We start from the raw sequence: 16,148 nt of genomic DNA on the forward strand, positions 1-16,148 counted from the left end.
AAATCGAGCCCACGCGGTACCAGCTTAATCAAGGTGTCCCGTTCTGGGACGGGAGCCTTGGATTCAGTTCTCAGTGGCCCCAAAACGGGAAGCGGTGAGAGTCAGGCGTCCGAGCTGAGTGCCTATGATGATCTTGAACGGGGCGAGCACATGGGTCTCGCCGACCGGCGCGAGCCATAATTCGATGTCGCGATTATCGACCATGAACTTGGTCTGGGATCGCGAAGGCCGGTGGCCGGCGATCGGCACATAGCGCGCCGAGCAGACAATGGTGGGGCCGGCATAGCCTTTGCCGCTGACCTGTTCGGTTCGGGCATAGGACAGCTTGATGTCGAAGCGCTGGGCTCCGTCGAACACCGGAAGGGAGCGTCGGCATGCCGAGGCGTCGAGGGTCGCGCCGCCGGCAACCGGCACCAGGATGGCTGAAAGAGGGTCGATCACGCCGTGCTTGTTGGCGTCCGTGAGCGGCACTCGATCCTTGCGCGGCGGCAAGTCGGGCTGCAGTTGCAGGGCGGTGACATTGCCACCCGCAAGTGCCATCTGCACCGATTGTGGCTTCTTGCCCGCCACCGAGGTGAGCGTATAGGCGGACGGCCGGACCTGGCTGGGGCCGAGCCTTCCCGATGAGGAGGCCGAACCCCGGCCATCGCTGATCAATTTGATCAGTCCGCCGACCTTGGCGGAGGCCTCGATCTTGTAGGGGCCGCCCTCGCTCAGATTGATGGCGAGACTTGCCGTGCCGATGGGAAAGCCGGCAAGGGTCACGCCATAGTCTATCGCCGTTTTGGCGCTGGCAGCGGCGGCCAGCGAAGGCGCGAGGCCCGCGGTGATGAGAAAGCCGGCGCCGAGCGCCGAGCGAAAGAAATGCGAAATCGTCACGCCGGTCTCCGGGGCCGCCTGCTGTGTCGGGCCCGAATTCGGATCCGGCACGGCAGGTCATTGTTGTCGCGTCGTTTTCGCCGAAAACCGGCGTCCACATTTCGGCACGATGTTCCAGTCGCCGTGCCCCTCATGCGCATGGAATCTCTCAGGCGCATTTTAACAAGGTAAACGTTACGTAAATCTTGCCGGGGCAGGTGCACCCGGAGCCATCTTGGCGTGCTCAGGCTGAATGGTCGATGAATCAGACGTGGCGCAATTGTGTCGTACGGAGCGCACGCATCTCAGAGACATGCTTGCATGTCGCGATGTCCGCCTCTTTTCGCAACGGTACCGGTTCCAGGATAGGGGTATCGCAGTGTGCAAGCCTGTCACTGACAGATCCGCACTCCGATAAAATCGCCGGCGCGGTTTACTACAATGCCGTCGCGATCAGTTCGCTGCCCTGACGCTCCTCGATCCGCACGCGCATGAAGTTGCCGGGGCCAAGCGGCCTGTCGGGCCGCACGGCCGCGAATTGCGTGGTGCGGCCCATGCCGCCTCGCTCCATCAGGATCTCGCGGGTTTTGCCGGTTTCGCCAGCGAGGAAGCGCGTCATCGCCCGGCCGCCGGCGTCCCGCAAACGGGCTGCCCGCTGTTTCACCTCGGCCCCGCCGACGGGAGGCATGCGGGCCGCCGGCGTGCCGGGCCGCGGCGAGAAGGGGAAGGCGTGCAGATAGGTGATGCCGCATTCCTCGATGAGATCGAGTGAACGGGCGAACATAGCCTCGTCCTCGGTGGGAAAACCGGCGATCAGGTCGGCCCCGAACACGATGTCGGGCCGCAGGCGTCGGGCCTCGGCGCAGAAACGGATTGCATCCTGACGCGAATGCCGGCGCTTCATGCGCTTGAGGATGAGGTCGTCGCCGGCCTGCAGGGACAAATGCAGATGCGGCATCAGCCGCTCCTCTTCGGCCAGCGCCCGCATGAGGTCGGCATCGGCCTCGACCGAATCGATGGATGAGAGCCGCAGGCGCGGAAGCTCCGGTATCTCGCGCAGAATGCGACGCACCAACGTGCCGAGGGGCAGGGGATCAGGCAGATCGGGGCCATAGCTGGTAAGATCGACCCCGGTCAGCACGATCTCCTTATAGCCAGCCTCGACCAGGCGGTGGATCTGCGCAATCACCGTCTCCGGGGCCAGGGACCGCGAATTGCCGCGGCCGAAGGGAATGATGCAGAAGGTGCAGCGATGATCGCAGCCATTCTGGATCTGCACGAAGCCGCGTGCCCGACCCTCGAAACGCTCGACCTGCGGCAGGGCGATGTCCCGTGCTGCCATGATGTCCGAGGTGACGAGCTTGCCCGGCGCCTCGGCGAGGGAGATCCAGGTCTGGGCTTTCAGCTTTTCGGCGTTGCCGACCACGAAGTCGACTTCCGGCATGGCGGTGAAGCTGACGGCATCGGTCTGCGCGGCGCAGCCGGTGACGGCGATCCGCCGCTCCGGATTCTCGCGCTTGAGCCGACGGATGGTCTGCCTGGCCTGGCGCGTCGCCTCGGCTGTCACCGCGCAGGAATTGATCACGGTCAGGTCGTCACGGACGCCGATGGCCGTTTTCATCGCCTCGGATTCATGGATGTTCAGGCGGCAGCCGAAGGTGACGATCTCGGTCATGGGCGGTCTGGCATGCCGGCATGGCCGGCGCTGTCCTTCTCGTGTTCGCGCGATCCCGGGATCAGCGCCTGTAGTGAATACGGCTTTTTTAGGCGGCGTCGGCGAACCAGGAGGCCGCAAAGCGGCCCTCATGTTCAAGCTCGGCCACGCCGGTCATCAGCACGTGACCATCGATCTCGCGCCATTCGATCTGAAGGTCGCCGCCCGGCAGGCTGATGCGGGTCCTGCGCCCGGTAAGGCCAAGCCGCGCCGCCGCTACGCCGGTGGCGCAGGCGGCCGAACCGCAGGCGCGGGTGAGACCGGCGCCGCGTTCCCACACGCGCAGCACGATATGGCTGGTATCGCGAACCTGTGCGATCGAGACATTCACCCGCTCGGGGAACAGCGGATCGTGTTCGATGGCCGGGCCGATGCCGGCGAGGTCGATCTCGGCGGGATCCCGATCGATCCAGAACACGGCATGGGGATTGCCCATGCTCACCACGCTTGGGGACTGCAGAAGGGGAGCCTCCGCCGGGCCGTAGGCATAGTCGATGGCCTTGGTGTCGCCGGCATTCCGGGCAAGGGGGATCGCTTGCCAGTCCAGGGCCGGAGGGCCCATGTCGACAATGAAATTGTCGACGGCGAAGTCTGCGTCTGCCCGCCGGGCCTCGACCAGGCTGGTCGGGGTCTGCAGCAGGAGGCGGTCCTTGCCGAGCACCGGCATCAGATACCAGGACACGCAGCGCGTACCGTTGCCGCAGGCGCCCGACTGGGAACCGTCGGCATTGAAGATGCGCATGAAGGCGTCGGTCCCCGCCTGCTGCGGCGGATAGAGCACCATCAGCTGGTCGAAAGGCTCATGCGCCGCGATGGCGCGGGCCTCCGCCGGCGTGACGGCATGCGAACCGTCGATGAGATCGAGAACGACGATCTCGTTGCCGATGCCGTTCATCTTCAGATAGGGGCGGTTGGCGAGGCCAGACATGGTACTTCCGCGTGATTGAAGGTCCCTGATATAGGGCAAAAGCCCTTGCGAACCAATGGGTGCCGCTCAGCCCGCGGTCTGCTCGACCTCGAGGCGCATGATCGGCCGTTCCGGAGCCGGGGAGGGAACGTGCCGGAAGCCGAGCCGCTCGAAGCTGGTCACGAAGCCTGTCGAGGATGAGGAGGGTGAAATGCGCCGGTCGATCGGGTAGGCCTCGATGATGGTGGCGCCGCCGGTCCGGCCGAAATCGATCGCCGCCTCGATGAGGCGGGATGCGATGCCCCGCCGCCGGACCCCCTTGGCGAGGTAGAGACAGGAAATCGACCGGACCGGATTTTGCGCCATTCTTGCCGAAAAGAGCCTCAAAATCCGGCCAGAGCTCGGCGGTAAGGGGGCGGGTGGTCAACTCCGTGCGCCAGTCTCCTGTCCACGCTGTCCAGTGGCGGTCGCCCAAAGCCAGCACGTGTTCGGTCATGAATCGCAAAACGCGGGGGCCATCCGGCTGTGCAGCGCACCGGCCCAGCCGTCGCACCATTCTGCATTATGGTCACGGCTCCCGATTCGGAGCGATTCGCCATGCCTTCTGCCTTCAATGCCCGCAGCCTTCTGCCAACCTTGCCGTCGGGAAGAGAATGGCTGGCAGTCAGCCACGGCGAATCGAGGGACAGCGTCTATCGCCGCAGCGATGGCGTGGCCTTCGCCAAGCTATCCCGGGGCCGCGATGCCGTCGCCCTGGAGGGAGAGCGCCGGCGGGTCGAATGGCTGAGCCGCTTCAATCTCGGTTCTCCCGAGGTGCTCGATTGGCATCAAGGGGAGGGAGGAGCCTGTCTGGTCACCAGTGCGGTGCCCGGCGTGCCGGCGAGCGATCTCGATGGTTATCAATTGTGGCAGTCGTGGCCGTCGATCGCGGCCCGGGTCGGTGCGCTGCATGCGCTCACGGCCAAGGATTGCCCGTTCGAACGCGACCTTTCGACCATGCTCGCTCGCGCGGCCGACGTGGTGTCGCGCGGCGCCGTCAATCCCGATTTCCTGCCGCCGGAGCAGAAGGAGGTGGATCCGGCCGAGCTGCTTTTTGCGCTCGAAGCACAGCGCGAACAACGCCTGGCGGAAGAGGCTGGGGATCGCGTCGTCTGCCATGGCGATGCTTGCATGCCCAATTTCATGGTCGATCCCATCACGCTGCGCTGCACGGGCATGATCGATCTGGGTCGTCTCGGCACGGCGGACCGCTATGTCGACCTCGCGCTGATGGTGGCCAATGCCGGCGAGAGCTGGTCCGGCCCGGAGCAGGCCGAGGCAGCTTTCGACATGCTGTTCGACGAGCTCGGCCTGAAACGCCCGGACAGGGAACGGCTCGCCTTCTACCTGGGCCTGGACCCGCTGACCTGGGGCTGAGTTCTGGCCCGAGGTCGCGAGCCTTGCCGATCTCCCGCCTGAAGTGGGTGGCTCGCCATCGCGGCCTCCCCCAAAGGGGACGCATCCCTCCCTTTGGATCATCCCCCGAATGGATAGCTGTCGGGAGGCGCGGGCTGTGCTTAGAATATGCCGAGTTGGCAGCACGGGCATGAACTCGCCCATGCGCGAGGGTCCATGCCAGCTTTGCCTCGATATTCGGCCTGGGGGGTCGGTGCGTGCGGGTCAAGACCACTCTGCCCCGATGGGAAGATCTACCCGTCGTTGAATCCGTTCCCCTAACGATCTGGCCTCGATGAAGATTTCTACTGCACATCCGGTATGTCAGCTGCATGCTGACGGTTCGATGCCAATAGGCCATGCCGGGCAGGAAACCAACGCGTCATGAAAGCCCAGATCGGAACCCTTTCCAAACGGACCGCCAAGGCTGGCGCTTGGACGGCCGGTGCCCGCCTTGCCGGAAAGGCGGTCGACTTCGTTGCCTTGATCGTGCTGGCCCGTTTTCTCGGGCCGAGCGATTTCGGTCTGGTCGCCATGGCCATGACGCTGATCTTCATCGTCGAGGCCATCATGGAGCTGCCATTGGCCGCTGCCATGCTCCGTGTGCCCGCTCCGGGGCCGGATGTCTACAGTACGGCCTTCACCCTCGGCCTGCTCCGGGGCCTGATCATTGCTGGGTTCTTCGTTCTCTGCGCCTGGCCGCTCTCCTATTTCTATGGTGAACCGCGGCTGGTGCCGCTGGTGATGAGCCTTGCCTTGGCGCCTGCCATGCGTGGCTGCGTCAGCCCCATGATGGTGGAATACAATCGCCAGATGGATTTTCGCCGCCAGGCAGGCCTGGATGTCGCGAGCAAGTTCATCGCCATCACTGCCGCGATCGTGATGGCGATCGTGACCCGCAGCTACTGGTCTATCGCGGTCGGTACGGTGCTGGTGCCGCTGGTGTCGCTGGTGGGTTCCTATGTGCTGGCGCCCATGCGGCCAAGGCTGACCCTGAAGGAATGGCCGATCTTCGCCGACATTCTGACTTGGAATTTGATGTCGCAGATCCTGTCCGCCCTCAATTGGCAAGTGGACCGGCTCGTATTACCGCGCTTCATCCCGCCGGCGGCTTTTGGTCGCTATGCCATGGCTAACGATCTTTCGGCCCTGCCCTTCCAGGTCCTATCGGCGCCCTTGGCCACTCCCCTGAATGTCGCCTTCGTCACCGCGCACCAGAATGGCGGGCTCGACAAGACCTACCTGAAGGCTTGCGTCGGTATTTTCCTGCTGATGGCCCCCGTTCTGTGCTTCGGCGGCATCATGGCCGAGCCGCTGGTCCGTACCTTCCTTGGTGCGCAATGGGCGGAGGCGGCGCCTGTCCTTACCGGACTGGCTTTGGCAAGCATCGGCTCCATTCCGGCCCTGCCCATGGCGCCCCTTGCAGTCAGCCTCAACCAGTCGCGCCAGATCACGCTGAGGAATCTGATCGAATGCGCGGTACGGGTTCCCCTCACCATTGTCGCCGTATTGGCGGCAGGCGTATTAGGCGCGGTGATCGCCAAGAGCGTCGCCACACTTGCCGTGCTGGTCTCCACCATGATGGCCGTACGGTCCATGATCGGAATTTCCCTGCGCACCCAGTTCGTGGCGCTCGCCGGGCCTGCTGCCGCCCTGCTGATCAGCGGCACGCCCCTGGCTTATGTCGCAACGCTCATTCATGCCGATGGCGACATCGTCATGAACTTGCTCCGCCTCGCAGCCGCCGGCATTCTTTATGTGCTGACTTATGTCGTCGCGGTCTATGTGATATCGCTGCGCTTCGGCGACGTGACCGGAATCGGCACCTTGCTCAATACCATTGCGGCACGGGCGGTCGTTCGGTTGAAGGCCTAAGGAAAGGTCGGGCGTGAGTATCGAACCCATCGGCCTCTTTTTCCTGCTGCTCGGGATCCTGGTCCTGGTTCGCGGGCCGATCTTCGGTATCTATCTCCTGGTTCCGACCATGGTGCTGGGCTCATGCGCTGCACTGATCGTCTCGAATGCGTCGATCCAGCCCTCGCATCTGCTTCTGGCCTTCACCGCCATGGCATTGATTGCCCAGCCGGGCACCTGGCCTTCCATCCTCGGCCGGCTGACCTTCCCCCGCGAGGGATTCTGGTTCGCCGCCACCGCGGTTCTCGGCATTGTCGGTGCCTTCATTCTGCCGCGCTTCTTTGCCGGCGTGACCTATGTGGTGGCGATCGGGGCGACCTCGAGCGGTGGCTCCGCGCTGATCCTGGTGCCGCTCTCACCAACGACCGGCAATCTGACGCAAAGCATCTATTTCATCGGCGACCTCGTCTTCTTCCTGATCTGCTACCTGGTCGCCTTGAACAAGCAAGGCCTGGAAGCGATCACCAACGCCATCCTGATCTATTGCGTCCTCAACATCTTCTTCGCCCTGGTCGATCTGGCGACCTACTGGACCGGTACTTCCTTCCTGCTCGATTTCATGCGCAATTCCACCTACGGCATTCAGGACGAGGCCGTCATCAACGGCCTCAAGCGCATCAACGGTTCGTTCACCGAGGCCTCCGCCTTCGCAGCTTCCTCCCTGTGGGCAGGCTGCTTTGCCTTCCGGCTCTGGCTCGGCGGTATCCGCCCGCGCCTCACTTTTGCTCTGGCTGCCATCAACATGCTGCTGGTGGTGTTTGCGACCTCCTCCACCGGCTATGTCGTGCTGCCGCTGATGCTCGGCATCATGTATCTGGCATCGCTGCTGCGGGTGGCTCGGGGCACGGCCTTGCCGCGGGGGGTCTATGCCTATCTGGGGCTGGCGCCGCTGCTGCTCATGGTCATCCTCGCCATCGTGTTCCTCACGCCGGCTCTGTCGGGTCCGATCATGGACATGGTTCGCGACATGGTGCTGAACAAAGGCGCCAGTGCCTCGGCCGAAGAACGTGGCATGTGGAACCAGACCGCCCTGAATGCCTTCTTCGCCACCTATGGCGCCGGTGCGGGCATTGGCACGGTCCGGGCCTCGAGCTTCCCGGTAGCTGTTCTCGCCAATCTCGGCGCCGTCGGTGCCCTGACCTACGGGATCTTCATCCTGATGGCGCTGTTCAAGCCGGCCTCCCGCCCGCTCGACTGGACCACCACCCAGATTCAGGCGGCGGCACGAACCAGTTGCCTGGTTGCCCTGATCATGAGTTCGATCTCGGGCACGATGGTCGACCTTGGCCTGCCTTTCTACATGCTGGCAGGCATTGCCTGCGCGACCTGCGACTTCCAGGCCGGGGCGCGTCAACGCCAGCAACTCGCCCCGGCTTGAGAAGGAGGCGTCCGATGGAACCCGCAAGAACGATACATGGCCCGCAAGAGCGGTCGAGGTGAGACATGGATTCGAGCGCCAGCCTGCAAGCGATCATGGATGAGAAGGTGAACCCGTCATTGTCCGACAAGCCATCGAAGATCTGCCTCATCTTCGCTACGCGGGGCCGGGCCGAGGTTCTCAAACGCGTCGTCGGCTTCGTCGATCGGCAGAGCGTGAAGCCTGATCTGATCATCGTCTCCTGTGTGTCGGACGAGGATGTCGGCGATCTTGTCAGCCGACCCGGCCTGCTGGTGGTGAAGGGGCGGCCGGGCCTGACCACGCAGCGGAACACGGCCCTCGGCCAGGTTCCCGACGATATCGATGTCGTGATCTTCCTGGATGACGACTTCCTGATGCAGGAGGCCTGGATCGCCGAGATCGTCAAGGTCTTCGGCAGCGATCCGGCGATCGCCTGCGTCACCGGTACCTTGCTGGCCGATGGCATTCATGGCGCGGGCCTGTCCTTCGAGGAAGGGCGGGCCATCCTGGCCGATGCACCCGAGGTGCCGGTCAAGCTGACCGCCGCCTCCACCGGCGGCCCCTATGGCTGCAACATGGCCTTTCGGGCCAGCGCCATCGCCGGCCTTCGCTTCGACGAGCGCCTCGTCCTCTATGGCTGGCAGGAGGATCGCGATTTCGGCGGCCAGGTCTGGAACCGGGGAGGGCGCGTGGTCCGGGTCAACACGGCGCTCGGCGTGCATCTGGGCACCAAGGGGGGCCGGGTATCGGGGCGCCGGCTCGGCTATTCGCAGGTCATCAATCCGCTCTATCTGGTGAACAAGAAGACCATGCCGCTGCGCGACGCGCTCGACCATGTCGTGCGCAACGTCGCCAGCAATGTCGTGCGGAGCTTTGCGCCCGAGCCCTATGTCGATCGCCTCGGGCGCCTGCGCGGCAATCTCATCGGAATATGGGATCTCCTGCGCGGCAGGCTGACGCCCGAACGGGCGGAAAAGCTCTGAAGCCCGGGTTGCTCTGTGCAGCAACCCGGCGAACGCCTCAATCGATAACTTCGAGGATCACGGCATGGTCGCTCAGGGATAGATCGATCGCGCTGGCCTCGGTGAGGCTGCGGATGGGCGTACTTCCCACCGTGATATCGTAGACGTTGATGCGGGCGTGAGGCTTGGCGAATTCGATCCTGACGGGCCTGCTACCGGCCGCATTCTCCGCCCACACCACCAGTTGGAACGGCCCGCTGCTCTTCTGCAGCAAGAGGTCGTGTACCGTCGCTGCGCTCTTGGGCAGGGTGTAGTCGAGAGATCCGGGCTGCTGCAAGGGCTTGTCGTCGGCCAGGATCGTGGTGAGGTTGTGGATATAGGAGGCGGCGCGCTTGGGCGTGTCGCCGACGAAAACGCCCTGATTGCCGTCGCCGCCCTCGCCGTCGCGCAGCTGGTAGATGAAGGTATAGCTCCAGCCCCGCTTGAACTGCGCGAGATAGGTGTTGGTCAGGATGGCGCCCTGGCCATGTTCGCCGCCTGGGTCGTTGACCGAATCCCAGCCCGTCTCGGTGGTGACGCGGGGCAGGGCCTCGAGCTGAGCCTTGTCATAGCCCGCAAACCCCATGCCCCACATCACGCTGTGGTTGCCGAACAGGCCATCCCAGCGACCCCTCAGCATCGGGTCAGCCGCATTCCAGGCCTGGTTATCCTCGTAGATACCGCCATTGCCGATCACGTAGTTGTGGGCGTTGGCATAGTCGGCAAAGCGAGTGCCCGCCGGAAAGAGCGTGTTGGCGCCCGGCGGAACGGTGAGGAATTGCAGGCCGATATTGTCGGTCTGGGCGCCCGGCTCGGAGACGCTGAACACCGGATAATCCTTGAGGGTCGGGTTGTTCTTGACGGCGGCGTAGAGATCGGCCTGGAACTGGCCGACGGCTTTCCAGCTGCCGTCGCGCCCGCCCTTCTCGCCCTTGTAGGTGATCGGGAAATTATTGGGCTCGTTGGGGCCCTCGATGGCCAAGAGGGCGTTAGCCTTGGCGAGGCGCTCGGCCGCCGCGATGATCGCATCGAGGTCACCGGTGCCGAAAATGGTGAAGCGCACGCCGGTATTATGTGCGACCGCGATGCCGCCCTCGACGTGGCGGGCGCCGTCGCGCACCTGACGGACGCCGAGATATTTCAGCGGCTCGATATAGGAGGCCGGATTCACGCCCTGGTCGATATGGGTGTTGATGCCCAGGGAGTTGAGGAAGCTGTCGGCGCCGACGGCTTTCACCGGATCTGCGAGAGCGGGCGTAGCGACCAGGAACAAAGTGGCGGCGAATGCGGCTCGATGGCAAAGGCGTGGATCAAGGCAATCAAATCGAGAGAAATGCGACATATATGACCATCTGAAAAGCTGAAGACCGGTTCGGGATTCGAGGGCATGAAATCACAGGACGGCCCCGCATTCCTAGTTGGCCTTTAGGGGGCTTGAGGGATGAGCCGATGCCTGGCTCCACCCGCCGTGACCGCTTCGGCGGTGCGCCGGCCCGCTGCATCGGTCATTGGGATGGGCCCCATCGTCCTATCTTGTCGGCAAGCTACTCCCTTCGGGGGAAAGAGAACCGGCTTCAACTCGACTATAACCAGAGCAAGGCGCATTCAGACTCGAACGCGCTTTGCTCTAGCTCTTTGCTTCCAAGCCAATCCAACGGATCAGCTTGGGCGTCTTTGCGATTCCAGGCAATTCCGCCCAATCGCAAAACGCCATAGAGGCAAATCTGCCAACGAGGCGTTGCGGCAATGACCAGGACGATAGCGTTCAACGGCAAGTTCTTCGGAGCGCCGCCGACCGGCGTGCACAGGGTTGCCGAACAGCTCATTGCCGCTGTCGACGACTGGCTTGCCGAACAGGCCAAGGATGGCGGCGATTATGCCCTTGTGGTCCGGGAAGGCGCCAAGGTCCCGACCTATCGCAAGATCGCTTGCGTGCGGGAGAGCAGGCTGGTGCGCTGGATGCATAGGATTGCATGGGAGCAGTTCTATCTGCCCGTGGCGCGCAGGAAGGATTTCCTGCTCAACCTGTGCAATATCGGACCGCTGTTTCATCGCGCTTCGGCCACGATGATTCACGATGCCCAGGTCTATTCCACGCCCGATTCCTATTCGCGCCCCTTCCGGCTCTGGTACAAATTCGCTTTCTCCTTCATCGGCCAGCGGCACAAGGTCATCTTCACCGTATCGGAATTCTCCAAGAAGGAACTGGTGCGCTACGGCATCGCCCGTGCCGACAAGATCGTGGTCGTCCATAATGGCTGCGACCATATTCTGAAGATCGTGCCCGATGACAGCCTGCTCGCCAAGCTCGAGCTCGAGCGCGGGCGCTATGCCGTGGCGCTGGCGAACACGCAAAAACACAAGAACATCGCCATCCTGCTCGAGGCCTTCGCCAGGCCCGAGCTGAAGGACGTCCCGCTCGTCCTGTTCGGCGGGGCGGGCAAGGCCGATTTCGAGAGCCTTGGCCATGTCGTCCCCGCCAATGTGCGGTTTGCCGGTCGTACCAGTGATGCCGAGCTTGCCGGCCTGATGGCCAATGCCGGTGCGCTTGCCTTTCCCTCCCTGACGGAAGGCTTCGGCTTGCCGCCTCTGGAGGCTATGTCGCTCGGCTGCCCGGTGGTCGCGGCGCCCTTCGGCGCGCTTCCGGAGGTCTGCGGGCAGGCCGCGCTCTATGCCGACCCCTTCAAGGCAGAGGAATGGTGCGCGAAAATCCGCTCGGCGCTCGATGACGCGGCGGTGCGCCAGTCCCTGATCGACAAGGGGCGCCAGCAGGCCGGCATCTTCACCTGGAGACAGGCGGCGCGCAATCTGCTCGACGCCGTGCAGGCCGGCGCCTAGGGTCGCTTTCCCGGACGTTGAAAGCTTCGTGCGTGGACGAAGCCTGTGTTTGTGCTTAGGGTCGGGGCTCTAGAGCAAAACGCGTCTGTAAATGGAAACGCCCCTGCAATGACGGATAAGAAACCGCCGCGCCCCGTCGGCTCGAACCCGGTCCGCTCCAATCAAGCCCGCCCCAGTTTCACCGACCAGGAAGCCCTGGCCTTCCACTCCCAGGGCAAGCCCGGCAAGCTGGAAGTGGTACCGACCAAGCCGATGGCGACACAGCGCGACCTTTCGCTTGCCTATTCGCCGGGCGTCGCGGTGCCGGTCCGTGCCATCGCGGAAAATCCGGCATTGGCCTACGACTATACGACCAAGGGCAACATGGTGGCGGTGATCTCCAACGGCACCGCCATTCTCGGCCTCGGCGATCTCGGCGCGCTCGCCTCCAAGCCGGTGATGGAAGGCAAATCCGTCCTGTTCAAGCGCTTTGCCGATGTCGATTCGATCGATCTGGAGGTCGACACCAAGGACGCCGATGCCTTCATCAATGCCGTACGCTATCTCGGACCCAGCTTCGGCGGCATCAATCTGGAGGACATCAAGGCGCCGGAATGCTTCATCATCGAGCAGCGCCTCAAGGAATTGATGGACATTCCGGTCTTCCATGACGATCAGCACGGCACGGCCATCATCGCCGCCGCCGGCCTGTTCAACTGCCTGAAGCTGACCGGTCGCGACATCACCTCGACCCGTCTGGTGGTCAATGGCGCGGGGGCGGCCGGCATTGCCTGCGTCGAGCTGGTCAAGGCCATGGGTTTTGCGCCCGACAACGTCCTGCTCTGCGATACCAAGGGCGTGGTCTATAAGGGTCGTACCGACGGCATGAACCAGTGGAAGTCGGCGCATGCCGCCGAGACGGACCGGCGCACTTTGGCCGAGGCGCTCGATGGGGCCGACGTCTTTTTCGGCCTTTCGGTCAAGGGCGCCCTCACGGCCGAGATGCTGCGTTCGATGGCACCCAATCCGGTGGTCTTCGCCATGGCGAACCCCGATCCGGAGATCACGCCGGACGAAGCCCATGCGGTGCGCGACGACGTCATCCTCGCCACCGGCCGCTCCGACTATCCCAACCAGGTCAACAACGTCCTGGGCTTCCCCTATATCTTCCGCGGGGCGCTCGACGTGCATGCCACCGCCATCAACATGGAGATGAAGGTGGCGGCGGCGCAGGCCCTGGCCGAGCTTGCCCAGGAGGAGGTGCCGGACGAGGTGGCGAGTGCCTATCAGGGCGCGCGGCCGCGCTTCGGCCGCGACTACATCATTCCCGCTCCCTTCGATTCACGCCTGATGATCCGCGTGCCCGTTGCCGTGGCCAAGGCGGCCATGGAGACCGGTGTCGCCCGCAAGCCGATCGCCGACCTTGCCGCCTATCGCGCGGCACTCTCCGCCCGGCGCGATCCCGTCGCCGGCACGCTGGCCGGCATCTTCGACAGGGTTCGCCGTTCCCCCAAGCGCGTCGTCTTCGCCGAAGGCGAGGAGGAGGCGGTCATCCGCGCTGCTGCCTCCTTCGTCAATCAGGGGCTGGGCACCGCTATCCTGGTTGGCCGCGAGGACCGGGTCGAGGCGGCAGCCGCCTTTGCCGGGGTGGAGCTGCGCGAGGGCATGGAGGTCCAGAATGCCCGCATCTCGCCGCGCACCAATGCCTATGCGCAATATCTCTATGACAGGCTGCAGCGGCAGGGCTACCTGATGCGTGACTGCGTGCGCCTCGCCTCCATCGACCGCAACCATTTCGCCGCCTGCATGGTGGCGATGGGCGATGCCGACGCCATGGTCACCGGCCTGACCCGTAACTATTCGATCGCGCTGGAAGACGTAAGGCGCGTCATCAACGACAAGCCCGGTCATTGCGTCCTCGGCCTGTCGATCGCCATCGCGCGCGGGCGAACGGTCGTGGTGGCCGATACCGCCGTGCACGACATGCCGACCTCGGAGGAACTTGCCGCCATCGCCATCGAGGCGGCCTCGGTGGCCAAACGCCTGGGCTATGAGCCGCGCGTAGCCATGCTGGCTTATTCCACCTTCGGCCATCCCGAAGGCGAGCGGGCCGAGCGCGTGCGCGAGGCCGTGCGCATCCTAGACCGCCAGCGTGTCGATTTCGAATATGACGGGGAGATGGGCGCCGATGTCGCACTCAACCGCGACGCCATGGCGCTCTATCCGTTCTGCCGCCTGTCCGGGCCGGCCAATGTGCTGATCATGCCGGCCTTCCACTCGGCCTCGATCTCCACCAAGATGCTGCAGGAGCTCGGCGGCGCCACGGTGATCGGCCCGATCCTGGTGGGCCTCGACAAATCGGTGCAGATCGTACCGCTCGCCGCCAAGGACACCGATCTCGTCAACATGGCGGTGCTGGCGGCGGCCAATATCGGCGGGTGAATGAGGCGCGCCGGATCTCTGTCTGTCTGGCGATATCGACAATACCAAGAGGCATCGAAGATGCCTCTTGGGGAGCGCACGTAAGCGCAGGTAGGAAGCCCATGCCATCGCTACCCAGAGTTGGCGCCGTTGCCGCATGGTTTTCACCGAAAACCGGGATCCGCTTTTCGGTATGACGCTTCGGGACCTACTCGGTGCCGTCGCCTGTCAGATAGGTCGGGCGGTTGGCGAGCATGGTGAGTGCGGTGAGGAAAGCAATCGCGCACATTACCGTGACGTACCAGAAGAACCACGTCTCATGGCCGGCATCCTTGAAGGCGAGCGCTACCGCCTCGGCTGAACCGCCGAAGACGGCATTGGCGATCGCGTAGGAGAGGCCGACTCCAAGCGCCCGGACCTCGGCCGGAAACATCTCGGCTTTCACGAGCCCGCTGATCGACGTGTAGAACGACACGATCGCAAGCGCCGCCACCACCAGAAAATAGGCCGCGAGCGGGCTCTGGACGCTGCCGATCGCCGTCAGGAGCGGCACGGTACATAGTGTCGCGAGCCCGCCGAACAGCATCATCGACCATTTCCGCCCGATCCTGTCGGAAAGCGCGCCGAAGAGCGGCTGCATGCACATGTAGGTAAAGAGCACCGCCGTCATGGTGATATTGGCGGTCTCCTTGGCCATGTGTGCCGTGTTGACCAGATATTTCTGCATGTAGGTGGTGAAGGTGTAGAAGATCAGCGAGCCACCGGCTGTGTACCCAATGACGATCAGAAAGGGCCGCGGATGTCGACGTAGCAGGCTAACAAGCGAGCCGGCTTCCTTGCGGGCACGTGTTTCCGCCGACGAGGTCTCGTGCAGGGAGCGCCGCAGGTAGAAGGCAACGACTGCGGCACAAGCCCCGACCACGAACGGAATCCGCCAGCCCCATGCCCGCATTTCTTCGTCACTCAGCGCGAGTTCGAGGATAACGATGACGGCCGAGGCGAGGAGTTGGCCGCCGATCAGCGTCACATACTGGAAAGAGCCGAAGAAGCCGCGCCGCCCCGCGAGCGCGACCTCGCTCATATAGGTCGCCGAAGTCCCGTATTCGCCTCCCACGGAGAGGCCCTGAACCATCCGGCAGAGAAGGAGAAGGATCGGTGCCAGGATACCCACCGTGGCGTAAGTCGGCAGTATCGCGATCGCCAGTGATCCGGCACACATCATGAGGACCGAGATCATCATCGAGTTCTTGCGGCCATAGCGGTCTGCAATCCAGCCGAAAAGCCAGCCACCGATCGGCCGCATGAGGAAGCCAATGGCGAAGACTGCCGAGGAATAGAGGAGCTGCGTGGTCGGCTCGGCATCCTTGATGAAGCCGAAGAAGGCACTCGAAAAGTAGAGTGCCGTAAACGCGTAGGCGTAGAAATCAAACCACTCGACAAGATTTCCAGAAGATGAGCCGACAATCGCCATCACCCGCCGGCGGGTATCATGCGGATCTGCCACTGCCACGGCCGCGGTGTTACTCATATGTTTCCCCCTGATTGATCTTGTCTTTAGGTAGGTCTTTCAAAGCGATTGTGATCATGCTGTGGCTTTGCTGATCCGGGCAAGCCATTTTTCCCGAAGGGCAGGAGCCAGACGCCCGGATGGGAGTGGATCCTTCGACGGAACCGTCAGCCAGA

General features: G+C 63.6%; 12 protein-coding genes. 6 read left to right on the forward strand and 6 right to left on the reverse strand.

All coding sequences use genetic code 11. The features are described 5' to 3' along the window. Positions 1–63: 63 nt before the first annotated feature. The 4 genes from ACN6KF_RS22115 to ACN6KF_RS22130 all read right to left on the reverse strand — a co-directional run bounded on the left by ACN6KF_RS22115 (position 64) and on the right by ACN6KF_RS22130 (position 3,845). Positions 64–879, reverse strand: coding sequence for a DUF3108 domain-containing protein (locus ACN6KF_RS22115; RefSeq protein WP_434958922.1), 816 nt, complete (start codon positions 877–879; stop codon positions 64–66). A 415-nt stretch (positions 880–1,294) separates the two neighbouring features. Further along, complete coding sequence (gene mtaB, locus ACN6KF_RS22120; RefSeq protein ID WP_434958923.1) at positions 1,295–2,533, reverse strand: tRNA (N(6)-L-threonylcarbamoyladenosine(37)-C(2))-methylthiotransferase MtaB; 1,239 nt, start codon at positions 2,531–2,533, stop codon at positions 1,295–1,297. Positions 2,534–2,621: 88 nt separating this feature from the next. After that, positions 2,622–3,500 (reverse strand): diaminopimelate epimerase, encoded by an 879-nt coding sequence (gene dapF / locus ACN6KF_RS22125; RefSeq protein WP_434958924.1) that lies wholly within the window; start codon positions 3,498–3,500, stop codon positions 2,622–2,624. A gap of 66 nt (positions 3,501–3,566) precedes the next feature. Beyond that, entirely contained in the window at positions 3,567–3,845 is a 279-nt protein-coding gene (locus ACN6KF_RS22130) for a GNAT family N-acetyltransferase (RefSeq protein WP_434958925.1), read from the reverse strand. A gap of 231 nt (positions 3,846–4,076) precedes the next feature. Between ACN6KF_RS22130 and ACN6KF_RS22135 the strand changes: the two genes are divergently transcribed. From ACN6KF_RS22135 to ACN6KF_RS22150, 4 genes are all read left to right on the forward strand, one after another. Continuing rightward, the gene (locus ACN6KF_RS22135; RefSeq protein WP_434958926.1) at positions 4,077–4,895 is read left to right on the forward strand and encodes an APH(3'') family aminoglycoside O-phosphotransferase; all 819 of its coding nucleotides are present in this window, start codon (positions 4,077–4,079) and stop codon (positions 4,893–4,895) included. A gap of 402 nt (positions 4,896–5,297) precedes the next feature. Continuing rightward, positions 5,298–6,788, forward strand: coding sequence for an oligosaccharide flippase family protein (locus tag ACN6KF_RS22140; RefSeq protein WP_434958927.1), 1,491 nt, complete (start codon positions 5,298–5,300; stop codon positions 6,786–6,788). 13 nt (positions 6,789–6,801) lie between these two features. Beyond that, entirely contained in the window at positions 6,802–8,205 is a 1,404-nt protein-coding gene (locus ACN6KF_RS22145) for a hypothetical protein (protein ID WP_434958928.1), read from the forward strand. Positions 8,206–8,270: 65 nt separating this feature from the next. Further along, complete coding sequence (locus ACN6KF_RS22150; protein WP_434958929.1) at positions 8,271–9,209, forward strand: glycosyltransferase family 2 protein; 939 nt, start codon at positions 8,271–8,273, stop codon at positions 9,207–9,209. Between the two features lie 37 nt (positions 9,210–9,246). On the opposite strand, the gene ACN6KF_RS22155 is transcribed toward ACN6KF_RS22150, so the two are convergent. Beyond that, positions 9,247–10,464: a glycosyl hydrolase gene (locus ACN6KF_RS22155; RefSeq protein WP_434958930.1), complete on the reverse strand. Its 1,218-nt coding sequence runs from the start codon at positions 10,462–10,464 to the stop codon at positions 9,247–9,249. Positions 10,465–10,973: 509 nt separating this feature from the next. Between ACN6KF_RS22155 and ACN6KF_RS22160 the strand changes: the two genes are divergently transcribed. Together ACN6KF_RS22160 and ACN6KF_RS22165 are read left to right on the forward strand one after the other, a co-directional pair. After that, the gene (locus ACN6KF_RS22160; RefSeq protein ID WP_434958931.1) at positions 10,974–12,065 is read left to right on the forward strand and encodes a glycosyltransferase family 4 protein; all 1,092 of its coding nucleotides are present in this window, start codon (positions 10,974–10,976) and stop codon (positions 12,063–12,065) included. A gap of 108 nt (positions 12,066–12,173) precedes the next feature. After that, positions 12,174–14,486, forward strand: coding sequence for an NADP-dependent malic enzyme (locus ACN6KF_RS22165; protein ID WP_434958932.1), 2,313 nt, complete (start codon positions 12,174–12,176; stop codon positions 14,484–14,486). Between the two features lie 187 nt (positions 14,487–14,673). Here the strand turns inward: ACN6KF_RS22165 and ACN6KF_RS22170 are convergent, their stop codons facing one another. Then, positions 14,674–15,993: an MFS family transporter gene (locus tag ACN6KF_RS22170; RefSeq protein WP_434958933.1), complete on the reverse strand. Its 1,320-nt coding sequence runs from the start codon at positions 15,991–15,993 to the stop codon at positions 14,674–14,676. Positions 15,994–16,148 lie beyond the last annotated feature (155 nt).

The sequence above is a fragment of the Labrys methylaminiphilus subsp. lupini genome (assembly GCF_051161885.1).
Taxonomy (GTDB): domain Bacteria; phylum Pseudomonadota; class Alphaproteobacteria; order Rhizobiales; family Labraceae; genus Labrys.

What these genes read in the sequence shown, in the direction of transcription:
- ACN6KF_RS22135 (WP_434958926.1), top strand. Translation starts at nt 4,077, where the DNA reads ATGCCTTCTGCCTTCAATGCCCGCAGCCTTCTGCCAACCTTGCCGTCG.
- ACN6KF_RS22140 (WP_434958927.1), top strand. Translation starts at nt 5,298, where the DNA reads ATGAAAGCCCAGATCGGAACCCTTTCCAAACGGACCGCCAAGGCTGGC.
- ACN6KF_RS22170 (WP_434958933.1), bottom strand. Translation starts at nt 15,993, where the DNA reads ATGAGTAACACCGCGGCCGTGGCAGTGGCAGATCCGCATGATACCCGC.
- ACN6KF_RS22150 (WP_434958929.1), top strand. Translation starts at nt 8,271, where the DNA reads ATGGATTCGAGCGCCAGCCTGCAAGCGATCATGGATGAGAAGGTGAAC.
- ACN6KF_RS22160 (WP_434958931.1), top strand. Translation starts at nt 10,974, where the DNA reads ATGACCAGGACGATAGCGTTCAACGGCAAGTTCTTCGGAGCGCCGCCG.
- ACN6KF_RS22130 (WP_434958925.1), bottom strand. Translation starts at nt 3,845, where the DNA reads ATGGCGCAAAATCCGGTCCGGTCGATTTCCTGTCTCTACCTCGCCAAG.
- dapF (WP_434958924.1), bottom strand. Translation starts at nt 3,500, where the DNA reads ATGTCTGGCCTCGCCAACCGCCCCTATCTGAAGATGAACGGCATCGGC.
- ACN6KF_RS22165 (WP_434958932.1), top strand. Translation starts at nt 12,174, where the DNA reads ATGACGGATAAGAAACCGCCGCGCCCCGTCGGCTCGAACCCGGTCCGC.
- mtaB (WP_434958923.1), bottom strand. Translation starts at nt 2,533, where the DNA reads ATGACCGAGATCGTCACCTTCGGCTGCCGCCTGAACATCCATGAATCC.